Annotated in this window: 20 protein-coding genes; 5 read left to right on the forward strand and 15 right to left on the reverse strand. The window is 57.1% G+C overall.

The annotated features are described in order from the left end of the window. Positions 1–68: 68 nt before the first annotated feature. Positions 69–428, forward strand: coding sequence for a COG4315 family predicted lipoprotein (locus tag LB462_RS22955; protein WP_224512799.1), 360 nt, complete (start codon positions 69–71; stop codon positions 426–428). A 184-nt stretch (positions 429–612) separates the two neighbouring features. After that, a complete protein-coding gene (locus LB462_RS22960) occupies positions 613–1,425 on the forward strand; it encodes an alpha/beta fold hydrolase (RefSeq protein ID WP_370637273.1) in 813 nt (270 codons plus the stop codon). A 214-nt stretch (positions 1,426–1,639) separates the two neighbouring features. On the opposite strand, the gene LB462_RS22965 is transcribed toward LB462_RS22960, so the two are convergent. The 5 genes from LB462_RS22965 to LB462_RS22985 form a co-directional block, all read right to left on the reverse strand. After that, positions 1,640–2,134, reverse strand: coding sequence for a hypothetical protein (locus LB462_RS22965; protein ID WP_224512804.1), 495 nt, complete (start codon positions 2,132–2,134; stop codon positions 1,640–1,642). Between the two features lie 161 nt (positions 2,135–2,295). Continuing rightward, entirely contained in the window at positions 2,296–4,014 is a 1,719-nt protein-coding gene (locus LB462_RS22970; protein ID WP_224512807.1) for an AMP-binding protein, read from the reverse strand. Positions 4,015–4,094: 80 nt separating this feature from the next. After that, entirely contained in the window at positions 4,095–4,895 is an 801-nt protein-coding gene (locus tag LB462_RS22975) for an anti-sigma factor family protein (protein ID WP_224512808.1), read from the reverse strand. Further along, positions 4,892–5,479, reverse strand: a complete 588-nt coding sequence (locus LB462_RS22980) for an RNA polymerase sigma factor (protein ID WP_224512918.1) — start codon at positions 5,477–5,479, stop codon at positions 4,892–4,894. Before LB462_RS22980 ends, LB462_RS22975 begins: the two co-directional genes overlap by 4 nt. A 95-nt stretch (positions 5,480–5,574) precedes the next feature. After that, positions 5,575–6,123, reverse strand: a complete 549-nt coding sequence (locus LB462_RS22985; protein WP_370637274.1) for a tetratricopeptide repeat protein — start codon at positions 6,121–6,123, stop codon at positions 5,575–5,577. Between the two features lie 267 nt (positions 6,124–6,390). On the opposite strand from LB462_RS22985, the gene LB462_RS22990 reads away from it, so the two are divergent. Beyond that, positions 6,391–6,723: a hypothetical protein gene (locus LB462_RS22990; RefSeq protein ID WP_224512813.1), complete on the forward strand. Its 333-nt coding sequence runs from the start codon at positions 6,391–6,393 to the stop codon at positions 6,721–6,723. Positions 6,724–6,759: 36 nt separating this feature from the next. Then, positions 6,760–7,185, forward strand: a complete 426-nt coding sequence (locus LB462_RS22995) for an OsmC family protein (protein ID WP_224512815.1) — start codon at positions 6,760–6,762, stop codon at positions 7,183–7,185. A gap of 7 nt (positions 7,186–7,192) precedes the next feature. Here LB462_RS22995 and LB462_RS23000 read toward each other — a convergent pair whose 3' ends face one another. The 7 genes from LB462_RS23000 to LB462_RS23030 all read right to left on the reverse strand — a co-directional run bounded on the left by LB462_RS23000 (position 7,193) and on the right by LB462_RS23030 (position 14,109). Beyond that, a complete protein-coding gene (locus tag LB462_RS23000; protein WP_224512817.1) occupies positions 7,193–8,629 on the reverse strand; it encodes an MFS transporter in 1,437 nt (478 codons plus the stop codon). A gap of 115 nt (positions 8,630–8,744) precedes the next feature. Further along, positions 8,745–9,773, reverse strand: a complete 1,029-nt coding sequence (locus LB462_RS23005; protein ID WP_224512819.1) for an aliphatic sulfonate ABC transporter substrate-binding protein — start codon at positions 9,771–9,773, stop codon at positions 8,745–8,747. 42 nt (positions 9,774–9,815) lie between these two features. Beyond that, the gene (locus tag LB462_RS23010; protein ID WP_224512821.1) at positions 9,816–10,682 is read right to left on the reverse strand and encodes an ABC transporter permease; all 867 of its coding nucleotides are present in this window, start codon (positions 10,680–10,682) and stop codon (positions 9,816–9,818) included. Positions 10,683–10,701: 19 nt separating this feature from the next. Then, positions 10,702–11,538 (reverse strand): ABC transporter ATP-binding protein, encoded by an 837-nt coding sequence (locus LB462_RS23015; protein WP_224512823.1) that lies wholly within the window; start codon positions 11,536–11,538, stop codon positions 10,702–10,704. A gap of 12 nt (positions 11,539–11,550) precedes the next feature. Continuing rightward, positions 11,551–11,880, reverse strand: a complete 330-nt coding sequence (locus LB462_RS23020; protein WP_224512826.1) for a 4Fe-4S binding protein — start codon at positions 11,878–11,880, stop codon at positions 11,551–11,553. Continuing rightward, entirely contained in the window at positions 11,877–13,508 is a 1,632-nt protein-coding gene (locus LB462_RS23025; RefSeq protein WP_224512828.1) for an FAD-dependent oxidoreductase, read from the reverse strand. Before LB462_RS23025 ends, LB462_RS23020 begins: the two co-directional genes overlap by 4 nt. Positions 13,509–13,521: 13 nt before the next feature. Next, positions 13,522–14,109, reverse strand: a complete 588-nt coding sequence (locus LB462_RS23030; protein ID WP_224512830.1) for a thioredoxin family protein — start codon at positions 14,107–14,109, stop codon at positions 13,522–13,524. 392 nt (positions 14,110–14,501) lie between these two features. Between LB462_RS23030 and LB462_RS23035 the strand changes: the two genes are divergently transcribed. Next, positions 14,502–15,953, forward strand: a complete 1,452-nt coding sequence (locus tag LB462_RS23035) for a DHA2 family efflux MFS transporter permease subunit (RefSeq protein ID WP_224512832.1) — start codon at positions 14,502–14,504, stop codon at positions 15,951–15,953. Between the two features lie 12 nt (positions 15,954–15,965). On the opposite strand, the gene LB462_RS23040 is transcribed toward LB462_RS23035, so the two are convergent. The 3 genes from LB462_RS23040 to LB462_RS23050 are packed head-to-tail and all read right to left on the reverse strand — an operon-like array spanning position 15,966 to position 18,974. Continuing rightward, complete coding sequence (locus LB462_RS23040; RefSeq protein WP_224512835.1) at positions 15,966–17,330, reverse strand: FAD-binding oxidoreductase; 1,365 nt, start codon at positions 17,328–17,330, stop codon at positions 15,966–15,968. Next, positions 17,327–18,139 carry an ABC transporter permease gene (locus tag LB462_RS23045; RefSeq protein ID WP_224512837.1) on the reverse strand — a complete coding sequence of 271 codons (813 nt, stop codon included), beginning with the start codon at positions 18,137–18,139 and terminating at the stop codon, positions 17,327–17,329. Before LB462_RS23045 ends, LB462_RS23040 begins: the two co-directional genes overlap by 4 nt. Before the next feature lies 1 nt (position 18,140). Beyond that, complete coding sequence (locus LB462_RS23050; protein WP_224512839.1) at positions 18,141–18,974, reverse strand: ABC transporter permease; 834 nt, start codon at positions 18,972–18,974, stop codon at positions 18,141–18,143. Positions 18,975–19,030 lie beyond the last annotated feature (56 nt).

Consider the following 19,030-nt stretch of genomic DNA (forward strand, 5'->3'; position numbering starts at 1 on the left):
GCTTGGTTCGCTTAAGAACGGGCACTGTCAGCGCCCCCGCTGGCAATCCCAAAGAGGGAGTGAAAACAATGAAGACAATTTTGATCGCAGTGGGCTTTCTCGCCGCCACCAGCCTGTCTGCTTTCGCGGCAGAACCTGCGAAAAAGATGGGCGACATGTGGACCACCGAGAAGGGCATGACGCTCTATACGTTCGACAAGGACAAGGACGGCAAATCGAACTGCGATGAGAAATGCCTGAAAAACTGGCCGGCATTCCATGCCGCCAAAGGGGCCAAGGCTGAAGGCGAATGGACGCTGGTCAAGGATACGGCGGGCAAGGAAATGTGGGCCTATGAAGGCAAACCACTTTATACGTTCGCCAAGGACAAGAAAGCCGGCGATATGACTGGCGATGGCGTCGGTGGTGTCTGGCACGTTGCCAAGTAGGACACCTCCTGCATATTTCGAAGGCGGCTCGCGGGCCGCCTTTTTTGTTACGTCTGCTGCTCCTAGAAATTCGGTGCGGCATTCGCCAAACTTGACTATCTTCGCTAGCATGGAAACATCGCATTTCATGTTCGTTGGAGGGAAGACGATGTTTCTAAAATCCTTAGCCTATTCGCTCGTCCTCATGTTCGCCCTGGTTTCAGGTGGCGTTCATGCCGCCGAACGCTGGGAAAAGCTTCCCCCGCCAGCAGCAATGCCCGCGGCTGAGAAAAGCGGTATGGCTCCAGTCAACGGCATCGAAATGTACTACGCCGTCTATGGCAAGGGACCGCCCGTGCTCCTTATCCATGGCGGTCTCGGCTATGCCGATATCTGGGGTGCGCAGGTGGCCGACCTTGCGAAAGACCATATGGTCATTGTTGCTGACAGCCGTGGTCATGGGCGTTCGACGCGCAATGCTGATCCTTACAGCTATGATTTGATGTCGTCGGATTACCTCGCGCTTCTCGATTTCCTGAAGGTCGACAAGACTGCACTGGTTGGATGGAGTGACGGCGGGATAATTGGTCTCGACATAGCCATGAACCACCCCGAGAGACTGACGAAGCTATTCGCGCAAGCGGCCAACTCCAAGGTCGATGGCCTCAATCCGGATGTCATGAAAAACAAGACGTTCGCGGCTTATATAGATAAGTCAGGCGAAATCTACAAGAAGATTTCGCCTACGCCGGACCAGTATGATGCTTTTGTCGAACAGATCAGTGGCATGTGGGCGAGCCAGCCGAACTGGAGCGATGACGATCTGAAGAAGATCAAGACGCCAGTGGCAATCGTTCTTGGCGATCACGACGAAGCCATCACCCGCGAGCATACGGAATACATGGCAAAGACGATCCCGGGGGCCAAGTTGGTCATCCTCGACAACGCCAGCCATTTCGCCATGCTGCAGGACCCGGAAGGTTACAACAAAGCCGTGCGTGACTTCATCGATAACTGATCCCGCAGGTCGCGGCCTGTTATGGCGTGGTTAAGTAGTAGGGGTTTGCAATCCGAAGAGCGCGACAGCTATGAGTGTGACGAAAACGGCCGCTCGACCGGCGGCATCACTTTGTGCAACTTTTGTCGGGAGATCATATATAAGGCCCATTTGCAAGAGAGGGCGAAATGACCACCTCAGTTAAATCGGGACAGCAAACCGCATCTTCTCGGCGTTATTTCAACTGAAATGAGTCGGTACTGCACAAGCCGGTGGAGTTCTCTGTATATTTGTGCCAGTCCTGAATGTTGAACATCGCGACAAGAATTGTTCCTTCAAGGAGTTGCTTGCTTTTATCAAGTACCGTTAGCCACCGGACGGGTTCATCACAGAATCCATTTTTACCTTTGTTCTTTGAAAAGAATTCGTCGGCATTGAGAACCTGGTACACTTGGCCGCCATATTGCGTGTTTTCTCCGACATTCCACACTCCGGAATATCGCAATTTCATTTCGCCTTTGAGTTTGGTGAAGCGGGCAGTTGTCCGACTGAGGTTCATTGTTTCGCCCAAGGTCGCCGGCGTGCCGTTCGACACCGCAAGATACGCACGAGGTGTGTCGGTCGGCATCGGTGTGCCTTTCGATTTGGCATCGGCACCGAACGCCAATAAAACGCTTATTGGAATTGCAAGGAATAAGCCAGACAAGTTGCCGCGTTTGGATTTGATCATAGCGTGCTCCATTCTTGAGTTGCGAAGGAGCACAGTTTCGCGCCCTCCCGCAATGACCCCATATAGCCGTCTTGAAATTTTGAGCCAAGCAGTACCACCCGGATTAGGTTAACCGGGTTCACAGTGTCAATTAGCCATTAGCAGAATGCAGCGGACTGGTTTCAGGCCGTTTTCTGTTCCTGTATTCCAAGCTCCTCCGCCATCTGTTTGCGGATAAGATATTTCTGGATCTTGCCTGTTACGGTCAGAGGAAATGCTTCGACGAAACGGACGTATCTCGGCACCTTGTAATGGGCGATTTGTCCATGGCAAAACGCCTTGATCTCTTCTTCGTCGGCATCTTCACCGGTCTTCAAAATGATCCAGGCACAGAGTTCTTCGCCGAACTTCGGATCAGGAACGCCGACGATGGCAACGTCCTTGATCTTGGAGTGGCGAAACAGATACTCCTCTACTTCGCGCGGATAGATGTTTTCGCCGCCGCGAACCACCATGTCCTTTTGGCGTCCGACAATATTGCCATAGCCCTCGTCATCGATGGTCGCGAGGTCACCGGTGTGCATCCAGCCATCTTCGTCGATTGCTTCAGCTGTCTTTTCCGGATCATCCCAGTAGCCGATCATGACGGAATAACCCCTGGTGCAGAGCTCGCCAGGCGTGCCGCGAGGAACGGTATTACCATTGACATCGATGACCTTGCATTCGAGATGCGGTTGAACCCGCCCGATCGTCGAGACCCGCCGGGAAACCGGATCTTCGCCCGAACTTTGGAAACTGACGGGACTGGTCTCGGTCATCCCGTAAGCGATGGTGACATCCCGCATGTGCATGCGTTCGATGACCTGCTTCATGATCTCGACGGGGCAGGGCGAGCCTGCCATACATCCTGTCCGCAAGGATGACAGGTCGAAGCGCTCGAACTCAGCATGTCCGAGCTCGGCAATGAACATTGTCGGCACACCATAAAGAGCCGTGCACCGCTCGGCTTCAATGGTGCTCAAAACCGCCAACGGGTCGAAGGCTTCGGACGGATAGACCATGGTTGCGCCGTGCACGACGCAGCCAAGATTTGCCATGACCATGCCGAAACAATGATAAAGCGGGACGGGGATGCAGAGCCGGTCTCCGGGATTCAGGCCAACGCTTCGGCCTACGAAAAAACCGTTATTGAGTATGTTACGATGGGAAAGCGTAGCGCCCTTGGGCAAACCTGTCGTTCCACTGGTGAATTGTATGTTGACCGGATCCGCGCAACCCGTTGTTGCGTCACGGTCTGACAGTTGGGCACGGTGAATTTCTGTTGCGAGCTTGGGTACATCTTCGAACGCGATCCATCCGGGGCGAACGTGTGTTCCAATCAAGATGGCATGCTTCAGACAGGGTAGTCTTGAAGAGTTGATCTCCCCTTCACCCGAGGAAATTTCCGGGGCGAGGGCTTCGATCATTTCGGCATATTCGCTCGTCTTGAACCGCTCGAGCGCAACCAACGCTTTTACACCTACCTTGTTCAGCGTGTATTCGACCTCGGAGAGGCGATAGGCGGGATTGATATTAACGAGAACAAGCCCAGCTTTTGCCGCAGCGAATTGGGTCAATGCCCATTGCGCATTATTGGGCGACCATATGCCAATGCGGTCGCCGCGCTGCAGCCCCAACGCGATCAGGCCCGCGGCGAAAGCATCGGTTCTTGCTTTCAGCTCGCCATAAGTCCACCGAATATCTTGATGGACCGAGACAACGGCTTCGGTTTCGCGCCATCGCAAGGCCGCCCTATCGAGCGTTTGTGAGATGGTGGTTTCCAGCAATGGCGGCTCATCGGCGCCGCGCACGTGACTTAGTCTGGCAACATCGCTTTCTGTCGGTTCGGTGACTGGGCGCATGACATTCCTCCGAGGTCAAATGCACAGAATGCCTACCGTAGTCCAATCAGCATGGAATACCCACCGGCTTTTATAGAAGCTTATACGGCGAGCGCTGTTCGCACCCCTTCCGCCAAATCGTTCAATTTATCCGCTGTGTTACGACCGATCAGCATGTAACCATGGGCCTGATCCGACCAATAGACGACATTCATGCCGTGCCGCCGCTCGGTTTGCGGTGAACGCGGTCCACTCGACGATTGGACGATGCACAGAGCCATTGGTCCGTGCTCGGGATCGAGATAGGCGATCTGCCCAAGCGGCTTGCCATCATACTGCAGAACCTGCGCGCGTTTGAGCGGGATGCCCGGCAGCGACACTGCCTGCAGAGGAAGCGAGAGGCCGAGCGCGTCACCTACGTTCTGCAGTTGCGCGCTTTGCGATTGCTCGTCGCTATCGAGATTGGCGAGTGTATCGGGCGTGTAAAGCGACAGGTATTCGGCAACAACTGCCCGCCAGTCGTCATTATGATCGCTGGAAGATTGCTTGAACGCCATGAAGCCTCGATCGGCACCGACGCCGACAAAGACCAACCCGATGGCTGCGGCCATAAAACCGCGGCGGCTCAAGCCCCTTGAAGCGGGTTCGTCGGTGATCGAAGCAGGAAGTCCGCCCAGGATAGCTTCCAGCTTTGCCGTCGGGGCGTTTTCGAGCAGCGGTTGGAACGCATCGTAAAAGGCCATTTCACTGCGCGAGAGAAATTCATATCGCGCGGCGACGGCCTCATCGATCTTGATCAGCCTATCAATCCGCGCGCGCTCCTCGCCATCAAGTTCGCCGTCGAGAAACGCGACCAACATTTCGTCGGAGGGCATTTCGGCGTGCTTCAGATCAACCATCATTTCCCTCCTTTCATTTGCTTGGCGATCACATCCGGATCGGCGTTCTCAGCTAGTTTGGCACGGGCCGTTGCCAGGCGGCTCATGACCGTGCCGATTGGTACGTCCAGGACCTCCGCGACCTCGCGATAGGACAGACCCTCCACATAGGCAAGAAACACGGCGGTCCTCTGCGCCTCCGGCAATTCATTGACCTGACGCAAGACCTGATTGGCCATGACATGCGTTTCGGTTTCATGTTCGCCGTCGAAGGAAAGTGTTACGTCGGCATCGACGAAACCGTTACCCATGCGGATGCGGCGCGAGCGGACCTCATTGAGCCAGATCGAATGCATGATCGAGAATAGCCATCGATCAAGCCTTGTCCCGCTCGTGAACTGGCTGGCGCGCTCCAGCGCGCGAACACAGGTCGCCTGCACGAGATCGTCGGCAACGTCGCGCTGGCGGGACAGTACAATACCGTACCGCCAGAGCCGGCCGAGATACTGGGCAAGGCTCGCCCGGATTTCATGTTCGCTCGCGATGATTGCCTCCGTCCAGACAAGTCCACTGCGGACGTCCGCCGCTAACGACGTGTCTGGTGTCACCCGACTATAAGCAGAAAGTTGGCGATGAGCGATGGTCACCTTGATCCCTTCTTTGTGAACAAATCACAACCGCCTTCAGCCGGGCGACAGCCGGGTCAGATCTTCGAGGGCTTTTCAATCGCCTCATGGAGATCGCGATATTCCTCGCACGTGGTTCCGCAGATCGACTTGATCGTCATCAACTGGTCCTTGGCGAGATCGAGCTGGCCCTTGATGACATAGGCTTCACCAAGATATTCGCGAACCTTTGCGTATTTCGGATCGAGCGCGACGGACTTCTTGTACCAGGAGATGCCTTCATCGGTGCGGCCGAGCTTGCGCGTGGCATAGCCGCGATAGTTGAGTGCTTCCTTGGTGTTCTGATCCTTCAATGTATCGAGCATTTCCAGTGCTTCCTGGTAGCGTCCGGCCTTGGCCAACGTGTAGGCGTACTCGGTGCGGTCCTTGTCCGGAACGGCGCTGCTGGTCTTCTTGACGCATTTCTTGGCCTTGGAACTCCAGACCTGGCCCTTGGGACAGGTGGGCGTCGTGGCGGAATCGTCGGTACCGCCGCCGCCGGCAGCAAAGGCCGGCATGGAAAAAGCAGCAAGGGCGAGGCTGGCGCCGAGCAGGGTGGATGTGATCGAGTGTTTCATGAGTTCTATCTCCGAATGACAATCTGACATGTGGAGAACACGCCGCGCCGCGATTTATTCGAAGATCGGGCCAAATATTTCGAGACGGACTATCGGCAAACGAATCGGCCTGCAGCAGGCCGTAAACAATATTGCCGCAATTGATTTTCCAGAAGCGGCCGGAAACTGGAATTGTTTACTCATATCGGCAAGAATTTTGAGTCCCGGTGCGTTCTGCCCGGAGGAACAAGGATTTATGCTTCGGTGAAGTGAATTAGCGAACGAAAAGCGTATGGCATGAACGGTAGACCAGTCGAGCGCGTGGATGAGACCAGCGGACAGTTTTTGCAATCATTGATTGCAGGAACCGAAGCGGGATCAACCATGTCGACAGGTGGCAAGCGCCAGGCTCTCTCTGTAATCGACGCAGCAAAGCAGCGCGTCGACACCGCGAGGCGGGCTGCAGACAACAGTCTTGATCGCGCCAAGGCTGCACCGAAACCGCACGAGATCAGCAACCCCGCCTTCGTCGCACTGTTTGAGGCGCATCAACGGGACAGGGAAATGCTGTTCGAAGCGATGAGAGCGCTCGAGAGGGTACAAAGCGGTAGCGTTTCGCACGCGCGCTGAGTAGTGTCAGGGCACATATTGTCGGGAAATCATCCAATGTCGGAACTCAAGATCAGGACTCGCCCCGTGGGCGCAACGTCCGTACTCCAGCCCAAGGAACTGCCGCTCGTCACATCCGAGACGGGAGGCAAGATCGGCGTTGTTACCTCGGTTTCCGAACCGGGCTTCAGCCCGATCGATTTGCTGTATAGTTCACTGTCGGCGTGTATTGCATTGAGCGCGCGCATTGCTGCCAGCCGCCTTGGCGTTACCGACAGGCTCGGCGAAGTCCGGGTGCATGTGACTGGCGAAAAGGCGCATGACGGACCGTCGCGCGTCGCCCGCTTCGATATTTCCATTGAGATCGATGGCGAACTCGACAGCGCAACGAAGCACAAGATCGTCGAGGCTGCCGAAGAAATCTGTACCGTCAGCAATACGTTGCGCGGCAATGCTGATTTCGTCACCAAGCTAGCGGACTGAAGCAGCGTCAGGTCTTCCTAGCGTGACCGGAGACTTCGGCTCCGGCGTTCCATGGCAATTCCAGAAAACGAAGTGCAGACACGACGCCGATAAGGCCGACGACGAAGAATGCCACGCGAAAATCCGTCAGCGAGGTGGTGGCAGTGCCGTGAGCCATTTGCGACACGTTGAGGACCATGGCGGCGATAGCAACGCCAAGCAGCATCGACATCTGCTGAAGCATGCTGGAAAGCGTCGAGGCAGAACTGCGCTGTGAAGCGTTGATGTCTGCGAAGGTCAATGTGTTGAGCGCCGTGAACTGCATCGAACGCGAGAGGCCCGCGACGAGCAGAAGCGCAAAGGAGATGATCTCTGGCGTTTCGGCGGATAGAAGCGAGCAGGCGGCGAGGGAGAGCGCTGCGATCAGACCGTTGAAGCAAAGGATCGAGCGAAAGCCAAACCGCCTGAGTAGCGGCGTGGTGACGACCTTCATACCGAGATTGCCGATGAAATAGACCAGGATGAAAGTGCCCGTCCTGATGGCACTGAAGCCGAAGCCGACCTGAAACAGCAGCGGCAACAGGAATGGTGCCGAGTTTATCGAGACGCGTCCTGCCGTTCCGGATGCTGCGGTGGCGATGGCAAAGGTGTGGATCTTGAAGACGGACAGATCCAGCAGCGGATTTTTGACCTGCAGAAAATGTCTAGCAGCCACGACCGACAACAGCGAACCGCCGACAAGCATCGCGACGGCAATGTAGAACTCGTGGATGCCATGCGTGAAGGATTCGAGGCTGGAGAGGACAAGCGCCAAACCGGCGGCAGAGAGCGCGAAACCCTTCATGTCGAACTTCGGAACCGATGTTTCGCGTTGATCCGGAACGAATTTGAGCACCAGCAGAATACCAAGGACGCCGAGCGGTATATTGATGAGAAAGTTCCAGTGCCAGCTCAGATAGGTGGTGATGAAGCTGCCAAGGACAGGGCCGATGACCGGTGCGAACAGCGCAGGCCACGTAATGAGCGCGATAGCGGAGACAAGCTCGGACTTCTCCGCATTGCGTAGCACGATCATGCGCCCGACCGGCGTCATCAGGGCGCTGCCCACGCCCTGAACGGCACGCGCGCCGACGAATTGCCAAAGCGTTTCCGACAGACCGCAGACAAGCGAGGCGATCGTGAAAATGGCGATGGCGGCAATGAAGACATTGCGAGCGCCGAAGCGATCACCCATCCAGCCCGAAATCGGGATGAAAACGGCCATGGACAGCATGTAGACCGTAATGCCGATGCTCATCGCCACGGGCTCGATGCCGAATGAATGTGCCATCTGGGGCAGGGAGGTCGTGATTATCGTCCCGTCAAGCATCTGCATGAAGAAGGCGACTGCAACAACGAGAGCGACAAGACGCGGTTGCCGCGCTGTGACGGCTGTTTCCTCGCCGTCCGATAGTGCAGTCGTCATTTCATAACCTCAGTGCATTTCATGCGGGATGGCCACGACACAGCGCGGCCAGATATCAAAGTGCCGGGCCCGCAATTCAGGCCCGGCAACCGGATTTGTCAACGTCGCTCGCGGATTATTGATTGGCGTCGAGTTCCTTGTAGGCAGCGTCGAGATAGCTGGTGTCGACCCATTTGCTGTAATCGATCGTTCCTTTCAGAAGCTTTGCCTCTGCCATGAACTTCTCTTCTTCCTTGAGCGAATTGAGCGCTTCGTCGGTGATCTTAGGGTCCTGAAAGAACACACCATCCTTGTAGGTCTTGCGAACGGATTTTTCCGAGGACTTTGTTTCGTCGACAAAAATCTTGATCGTGTCTTCCGGGTGTGCGTCGGCCCAGCGCGAAATCTGGATATCGACCTTCAGCAGGCGTTTGACCAGATCTGGATATTTCTCCGCGAAGGCGCCATTGACTGAAATGACGTTCGGCACGGCCCATTCGGGGTGCTCCGATCCATCGAGAAGGATGCGAGCCTGGCCGGTGTCGACGAGTTTTGCCGCCGTGCTGTCCGTTTCCACGATTGCGTCGATATCACCGCGCAGCAGTGCAGGGCCTGACGCCTCGAATGGCAGATTGAGCGATTCCACGTCGTCGGTTTTCAAGCCGGCGCCTTTCAGCGCCTTGCTGAAATTCGAGTGACGCACTGTGCCGGCGAGATACGCAACCTTCTTGCCCTTCAAGTCGGCGACGGTTTTAAGCGGCGAGTTCGTCGGAACGATGATGGCCGAGCCGCCCGTTTTGACGAAACTGGAGATGCCGATCAGCTTGACATCTGCGCCCGATGCAGCGACGCGCAGGGCGGGGTTGTTGCCGGTATAGGTGACTTCGATAGCGCCAGTGGCAAGCGCGGTGGTTGCCTCAGAACCACCGCCGGTGAAGGTCACAAGTTCAACCTTGATACCATCCTTGGCAAATTCCTTTTCCAGCCAGCCATCATGCTGGGCCAGAATGAATTTCAGATGGCCAGGTGCGGTACTCCCGATGCGAATGACATCCGGCTTTTCCTGCGCGATGGCGGGCAGGGCGAAGCTTGTCAAACCAAGCAGCGAGGCGGCGATGGTTTTTATCAGGGTCCGGCGCAAAACGCCGTTGTTTGAAATCGTCATAATATGGTTCCTTCGTTGGCGTTTTGCAGAAAGTGAAAATTCTTAGTGAGGTGAGGTGTCGGATTGGCCCTTCCATGAGGTTGCCCAACGTTCGAACCAGACCAGCAGGTAATTCACGATAAGGCCGATGAGTGTCATGGTCAGAATGCCGGCATACATATCGCCAGTTTCCATCATCAGCTGCGATTGCTGGATCAGGTAGCCGAGGCCAGATTTGGCAGCGAGCATCTCGGCGCCGATAACCGCGAAAATGGAGGATTTCACCGCGAGACGCGCACCCGCGACGATGGATGGAATGCTCGCCGGAAGGATGACTTTGCGGAACAGATCGACATCCGATGTTCCCATCGAGCGGGCCGCTTTCAACAGGAGCGGATCGACTGCCTTGACGCCGCTGATCGTGTTCACCAGCAGGAAGAACACCGACGAATAGAAGGTGATCGCAATCTTGGACGCTTCGCCTATGCCAAGGAGCAGAATGAAGACCGGCAACAGAGCGAACTGCGATGTGTTGCGGAGGGTTTGCACCAGCAGATCTGAAATCTTTTCGAAAAGCGAGTAACGCCCCATCAGGAACCCGAGCGGAACGGCAACAATTGTCGCCAATCCAAAGCCGATCGCTGCCCGCTGCAGGCTGATGCCGATATGCTTGGCGAGGACGCCGCTTTCTGCCAAGCCGATCCATGACCGGCAGACATCGCTGAGCGGGGGGAAGAAGATCGGATTAAGCCAGCCGAGGCGCGGCGCGATTTCCCACAGCAGGAAAAACAGGATTAGCAAGGGCAGGCCATAGCTGAAGGTACCGTCCCCGCGTACCGTCTTGTGCTTGCGCGTAGGCCGGGCAGCACTGCGCGCTGCAATTGATGGCAACCTGATGCCGATGCCGGGTTTTTCGCTGATATAGGCCATGTTTCCGTTCCCTGGATTTTTAGTTGGCGTAGGCAGGCGACAACGCCCAATCCTTTTGCGCCTTGTTGACTTCATCACGCAGTGCTTCCCAAACGCGGGCGCGATATGCGTTGAATTCCGTGCTGGATCGAATGTCGCCATCGCGCGGGCGCTGCAGATCGATGTCGATGATCTCCTTCACCGTGCCGGGACGGGCAGTCATCACAACGATGCGGTCGGCGAGATAAATCGCCTCATCGATGGAGTGCGTGACAAAGATGACGGTCGTATTGATCTTCTCCCAGATCTTCAGGAGTTCGCTCTGCAGGATTTCGCGTGTCTGCGCATCGAGCGCGGCGAATGGTTCATCCATCAACAGCACTTCGGGGTTGCTCGCCAACGCTCGGGCAATGGCCACACGCTGCTGCATTCCACCGGAAAGCTGATTGGGATAGCGATCCTCGAAACCGGACAGTCCGAACAGAGCAAGGAAATATCGCGCGCGGTCGCTGCGTTCGCGCTTTGGTACGCCGCGCACCTCCAGGGCATATTCGATGTTCGACAGGGCTGTGCGCCAAGGGAAGAGCGCATATTGCTGGAACACATAACCGGTCTTGGGATCGGGCCTGGTGATGGTGGTGCCGTCCAGTTGCACGATGCCCTTGCTCGCCTGGGTCAACCCGCCGATGATATCGAGCAGGACAGATTTGCCGCTGCCGCTCGGACCAACAAGCGTGATGAACTCGCCCTTGCGGATGTTCAGATCGACGCCATCGAGGACGGTAACACGATCGGTCTCCTCGCCGTCGACAGTCACATATTGACCCGGCTTGAGCTGGAAGGTTTTTCTAATACCGGAGACGACAATTCGGTCCATCTGCATTCTCCTTCAAACTGCCGCGACGCGAATGCGATGCGTCGGGTCATGTTCGGTTCCGCCAGCCTTGCCGCGTTTCCAGCCGAGCGCGCGCGCATAGCTGCCAAACAGATTGCGTTCCTCGACCTCGGCTTCTGTGATCGGAAAGTGGCCTTCCGCGCGATGCGCGACATAGAGTGCATCGACGGGACAATAGATTTCGCAGAGGTAGCAGGTCTGGCAATCGTCTTGGCGCGCTATAACGGGTGCTGAATCCGGCACGGCGTCGAACACATTCGCGGGGCACACCTTCACGCAGATATCGCATTCAATACAACGGCTTGCGGAGACAATCTCAATCATGACGCGATGCCCTCGCGACTGATTTGCGCTTCGCCAATGCTGATTGCATCGACCCCGCTGACGAGGATGCGTCGGGCGAATGCGGGATCATTCCCGGGACGGTCTGCCCGCCGGTGCATGCCGCGGCTTTCATTGCGGGCGAGCGCAGAAGCAAGCGACCAGCGCGCCGAAGCCGTGATCGACGCGGTCTCGCGACTGCGCACGCGGTCCACACCCTCGGCGTGGAGGTGTTGACGCACATCATTCCACAGGCGCTCCAGCCGCTCGCTGCTGGTGTGCAAGGTTGTACCGTCGCGAAAATAATTCTTTTCCAGCGGAATGACTTCGGCGCGAACAGCTTCGATGATTTCGGCGGTGCGCAGGTCTGCTCGAGCGTTTCCGGCCGGTCGTAGCCCCGCTTCGCCAAGGGGTTTCGACATGGAACGGAAGGCTTTCCGTGCCGATTTACGCGCGTGGGTCGAAGCGCCTTTGCCCGACCACCAACCGCTGGCGATAGCCCAGGACGAATTGACCGCGCCGCCGCCTGACACCGCACCTGTCATGTTTTCACGGCTGGCTGCGTCGCCGGCGACGTAGAGCCCGGGAACGCCCGTGCCGCAATCGGCGGTCGCGAGCATGATGCCGCCCGTGCCACGCACCGTGCCTTCGGCCCGCAATGTGATGCGAAACAAATCCTTGAATGGGTCTATGCCGGCGCGATCATGCGGCACGAAGCAATTGGGCTGGCCGCGGCGCAGCCAATCCTGCAAGGCGGGCTCGGCATGGTCGAGGCGGGCAAAAACCGGACCGTCTATCAGCGCCTTCGCTATGTCCTTTTCGCGTTCACCAATGCCGTTGGATATCTGTTCGCCATTTGCGTCGACGAGAGGTGAGCCATCCTCGCGGTAGAACGTGGCCCATCTGTAGGGCAGACCTTTGTTGAGCGACGTTTCATAGGGGGCAAGCGTGTACTTCCCGGTGAACTCCATGCCAGAAAGATGCGCGCCGGCTTCCGCAGCCATCAGGTAACCATCGCCAGTGAGGCCTGTTGCGCCGAGGATACGCTCGTGGAAGGCACATCCGCCCGTCGCGAGCACAACGGCTTTTGCCTCGACGCTCCAGTCGCGGTTGCGCTGCCGGTCTACGCCGGAAGCGCCTGTGATCGCATCGCCATTCGACAGAAGTTCAAGGGCAGGGTGGTGGTCAAGCACAGTGACACCGGCCTTCAGCACCCGCCGTCGCATGAAGCGCATGTAATCGGGACCGCGAAGGTTGGCGATATAGAGCCGGCCGTCATCTTCGTGCGGGAACAGGTAGCCCCACTCGGAAAGCTTAACCAGATTTTCGTAAGCCTGATCGACGCAGCGCAGCATCCAGCGCTGATCGGCGAGCCCGCCGGTACGCTGCCAGCGCCGCTCGACAGCCTGACCACGATTTTCACCCGGCGGAACGCACCAGGTTCCGGTGTTGGATGGGGCTGTGGCGCCGCTCGTGCCAAGATAGCCCTTGTCAGCGAGGACAACACGAGCTCCATCTTCGGCAGCTGCCAGCGCTGCCCATGCGCCGGAAGGACCGCCGCCAAGCACCAGCACATCCGCTTGCAAATGCAGCGGATCATTGCTGGTGGATTTTACCCGATCAGATGACATGCGTTCGGAATTCTCAGGCAGCGTGCGAGAGGGAGGACGGCTCATTGCCTTCCAGCCATTTGATGTTGCAGCCGATGGATGCGACCTGCTTGTCAGACGGCTTCTGGCCGAGAAGCACTGCATCAACTGCGGCTTTGATGTCCGCGCCGGTTACTGGCTTGCCATTGCCGGGACGCGCATCGTCGAACTGGCCGTGATAGGCGAGGTGGCGCTCCGCATCGAAGAGAAACAGATCGGGCGTACAGGCGGCGCGATAGGCCTTGGCAACGGTCTGTGACTCGTCCTTCAGATACGGGAACGAATAGCCGAAGTTGGCGACTTCCTCACCGATGCGTGCCAGCGTTTCTTCCGGATGTGCCTTCGCGTCATTGCTGTTGATGGCGACGATCTGCAATCCCTTCGGCGCATATTCGAGCGCAAACTGTGCCAGCGCTTCACGCAGCAACACAACGAACGGACAACGGTTGGAGATGAAAGCGACGAGCAAGGCGGGTTTTTCGGAGAAGCTAGAAAGCTCGTAGAGCTTTCCTTCCGCATCCGGCAAAATGAAGTCAGCGGCTTTTGTGCCGAGCGTAATCGCGTTTGATTCTGTCTTAGGCATTGTGCGCTCCCATTGATCTAAACGTGTCGGCAGAGCTCATATGGCTGCCTGACTCCAATACTCTACTGAATTGGTAGTGTATGAAGAGGCATATTATTTTGGAGATGGCAGATTTTTGAAAATTATCGTCCTGCCGGCACCGGGCCCGATTAAAATGAGAGACCAGAAAAGATCCGTACGCGAAATTTCCCGTGAATTGGAGGACTCCGGGGTTGTGGCGACGAGCTTGGTTCAACCTGAGGCTTTTTTGTCGCGCCATGCAGAAAAGCGAAAAGACATATGGCCATAGCCAGCGTCGAGGATTATATCCCGCTCATCCAAGCCACTAAGTGCTTACTATCTGCGGTTGCCTTCATCTCAAGCCGACCGTGCCATCGAGAGCTATTCCAGCGATGTCAGACCAGACTTGTCAGGTCGCTACCGGCCAGCCGAGCGCTCCCATTGGGGCGACTCAAAAACCGGCTCCAAATTTTCGCCTAATCGCCCTGATCATCGCCAGCGCCATGTTCATGGAGCAACTCGACGCAACAGTCCTTGCGACCGCGCTGCCGACAATGGCGCGCGATTTCGGTGTCAGCCCGCCATCGATGAGTATCGCGCTGACATCGTATCTCCTGAGCTTGGCGATCTTTATTCCTGCCAGCGGCCGGGTGGCAGACCGGTTTGGATCCCGCACGGTTTTTCGCACCGCGATTGCAGTATTCACGCTCGGGTCGATACTCTGTGCGCAAGCGCCGAACCTGACTTTTCTGGTATTTGCCCGGCTCATCCAGGGGCTTGGCGGCGCGATGATGATGCCGGTCGGGCGTCTCGTCCTCATGCGCAGCGTCCAGCGCAAGGACTTCGTTGCGGCCATGTCATGGCTGCTTGTGCCCGCGCTTATAGGCCCGATACTCGGACCGCCAGTTGGCGGCTTGATCGTCACCTATCTCGATTGGCGCTGGATATTCTATATCAACGTTCCGATCGGCGTTCTCGGGTTCATCCTGGTTTCGATATACATCGAGGAATTCAAGGGTGAATCGAAGGGCAAGTTCGACACCTTTGGACTGTTTCTTTCCGGCGTGTCGCTGGGTTCGCTGCTGTTCGGATTTGAAATGTCCAGTCGAAGCGGCGAGGCGGTGACGTCCATTCTTCTCATTGCCATCGGACTTGTGTTCGGTGCCGCCTACCTGCGCCATGCGCGCAGTCATCCATCGCCGATCCTCGATTTTTCCCTGATGCGGGTTCCGAGTTTCAAGGAGTCGGTCATGGCGGGTTCGCTGACCCGCATTACGCAAGGTGCACAGCCATTCCTGTTGCCCCTCATGTTGCAACTGCAGTTCGGCCTGTCAGCGGCGTCCGCTGGTGGCATCGTGATTGCAACGGCGCTGGGATCGATGCTGATGAAGGCGACTGCCGGCAAAATCCTGAGACGATATGGATTCCGCAACAGCCTGACAGTCATCGGCTGGATTTCAACGCTTGGCTACGCGCTCTGCGCCTTCTTCCGTCCGGATTGGCCAATCTGGCTTATCTTCACGATCCTGTTCTTTTGCGGGTTCTTCATGTCGTTCCAGTTCACCGCCTACAATATTGTTGCCTATGACCAGATCGATCGGGAGCGGATGAGTTCGGCAACGAGCTTCTATACGACCTTCCAGCAATTGATGCTTTCGCTCGGCATCTGCGTCGGCGCATTGGCCCTGAACACATCAATGCTTGTGCAAGATCACACCGACCCCAAGCTTGGCGACTTTTCGGTGGCGTTTCTCGTCGTTACGGCAATCTCGCTCACCGCGACGATCTGGAACAGGCGCTTCTCGCCGACGGCGGGCTCTGACATCAGCGGGCATCAGGCGTAGGCGCGGGCCGATTCAGAGTACCTTGCCCGGATTCATGATTCCGTTTGGATCGAGCACGGCCTTGATCGAGTGCATGAGGGCGAGCTTCACCGGATCGACAAATGCATGTAGATCCGCCCGTTTGTCCAGGCCGATGCCGTGCTCGGCCGAGAACGATCCGCCTAACTCGCGTAGATTGGCGTAGACGATTGCCTTGGCGGCATCCTTGTCCGGCGCTCCCGCAACGCCGACATGCAAATTGCCATCGCCGAGATGCCCGAAGGCAAATCCACGAACGTCGGATCCAAGCGCGGCGATGCCTTCGTTGAACTGCGTCAGCCACGTTTCGAGTCCCTGCAATGGAACGGAAATGTCGAACCAGTAGCCGTTCGGATGAACGCGATCGACCACGCTGCTGTCCTCACGAATGTTCCAGATTTCGGTGCGCTCCTTCTCGCTTTGAGCGAGGATTGCATCGACGACAAGCCCTTCTTCGATCGCCTCGGCGAGTGCTTCTTCAAGGTCTGATTGCGCCGTCGGTTGATCCGCAGCGTCAATTTCCAGGATGAGATATGCTGGCGCTTCGGTAAAGGCAGCGAGGGAAGCGGGGCCGAGATTTGCCGATGCCAACACAAAATAGTCCCGTACCATGAACTCCGCACGAAGGAGATCAAGACTCCGTTGGAGCTTGCGGAACAGAGTAATCGCATCGGTTGCAGAGGGGCAGGCGACGAGTGCCGTCGCTGTGAATTCGTCCGCGGGCGCTAACCTGATGACCGCCCGCGTTATGATTGCGAGCGTGCCCTCGGCTCCGATGAACAACTGCTTCAGGTCATAGCCTTCGTTGGATTTCGTCACTTGCGCCATATCGGTCATGATCCTGCCGTCGGGCAGCACCACCTCGAGGCCAAGAACACGATGACGCATGACACCGTGGCGAAAGGCCTCCATGCCACCGGCATTGGTCGAGATCATGCCGCCGATCGTGGCACTGCCGCGCGCGGCAATATCGATGCCGGTTGCGAGGTTCACCTTCTCGGCCGCTTCCTGAAGCGACTGCAATGTGACGCCGCTCCCGACAGTGGCAGTTCCGCCGTCTGCTGAAAGAGATTCGATCTTGTTAAGGGCAGCAAGGGAGAGGATGATTTCCCCGACCGCCGATACGCCGCCACCCACCAGCCCGGTGCGTCCGCCATGTGGCACGACGGCAATGCGGTGCTCGTTGCAAAGGCGGAGGACCGACGCGACTTCTCCGGTATTGCGAGGGACGACCATCACGCCGGCATCGAGATTGCGTTCATCGGAACCGGGGTGAATGAGGCTCAGTATTTCGCTGGTCTTCACGCCAGTGGCACCCACGATCAAGCGCAGTTCATCGAGAATCTTGTCTGCAATCATAGCGGATCTGTCGTCCTGCGCCGGTCGATGAAAATTCTGAAGGCGAGAATGACTGCCGTGATTACGATCAGCAAGACCGAGATCGCGGCGATGGCAGGATCGATGTTGTCGCGTAGCCCCATCCACATCAGACGCGGCAGCGTGATCGCATTAACGCTGGTGATGAACAGCGTCACGCCGATTTCCTCCCACGACAGCACGAATGACAACAGTGCTGCGGTTGCAATGCCGAACTTGATGTTAGGGATGATGATCCTGAAGGCGCGTGTTGCCAGATTGGCGCCAAGCCCCCGTGCGGCAAGGTCAATGCGACGATCGACCTGATACAGCGCGACAAGGATGAGCACCACCGCAAAGGGTGTGATCATCACCGCATGGGCTAGCGCCACGCCCAGCCACGTGTCGTAGCCGATCCAGCTGTTGAAACTCGATAGCGTTGTCATCAGGAAATACAACGTCATGGCTGAAACGACGGGTGGCACCACCAGCGGCAATAGCACGAAGCCAATCAGCAGCGCCGAGAAGCGCGGCTGGAACATCCAGATGCCGAGCCCGAACATGGTCGCCAACGCCGTGGCTATCGCGCTCGAAAGGATGCCGATGCGCAGGCTGAGCAGGATGCTCTGGCCCCAGGCAGGATTATCGATCAATGCCTGGTAGTGGCGCAGCGACAGTGTGCCGGAGGGCATGGAGAGAAAGCGCGCCGGCGTGAATGATACGGGAATGACCGCGATCAACGGCATCAGCAGGAACAGAGCTACCGCTGTTGCAACGATCAATATGACAGGACCTGGGCGAGATGAACTCATATTATCCAATCAGATGCGCAGGTTTGATGAAGCGTCGCATCAGCGCTAGAAGGGCACCAATGAACAGCACGAGGACAACGCTGATCGCCGCGCCCAGCCCCCAGTCCGGGCTCTGGAATATCCGGAGATAAACCAGTTCCGCCACCATGACGCTGCGGCCGCCACCGAGGATTGCCGGGGTGACGAAGAAGCCAAGCGCGAAGACGAATACAATCAGCCCGGCCCCGATCAACCCGCCATAGGTCAACGGCACGAAAACAGTCCAGAAAATGCGCGTTCGCGATGCACCCATGCCGCGTGCCGCAAGCAAAACGCGTTCGTCGATACTGCGCATGGCCGAAGCGATCGGAAACACCGCGAAGGGTATGAGGAAATGCGTCATGCCGATGATGACGCCAAGCTCATTCCGTGCGAGTGCCAGCGGTTCGCTGATAATGCCGGCCGATTGCAGCCATGTATTGATGAGCCCCCGATTGGACAGCATCGCCAGCCAGCCGAAGGCTCGCGTCAGCACCGATATCCAGAAGGGAACGAGGATGCAGAATTCCGCCAGCATGCGCTGAACCGAACTACCCCGAACCCACACATAGGCGATTGCATAGGCTGTGACGAGCACGGCGGCGGTCACGATGAGGCAAATCCGCAAGGTGCGAATGAAGACGGATTGGACGAGAGGATCCGTCATCAGCGCCCGATATTGGCCGAGCCCGACTTCGGGCATGGTGAAACTCCAGCGGACGACACCCAGAAATGGAACGACATAGGCAAGCCCAAGGAACAGCAACAGTGGCGCCAGCAACAGAATCTTTCTAGAGGTGATCGATTTTCCGATCATTCGCTTTCCTCGCCTTATGAATCAAAGGCTTGGCGCGAAAACTTAATTTTCGCGCC

Source organism: Phyllobacterium chamaecytisi (assembly GCF_020164455.1).
GTDB lineage: Bacteria > Pseudomonadota > Alphaproteobacteria > Rhizobiales > Rhizobiaceae > Phyllobacterium > Phyllobacterium chamaecytisi.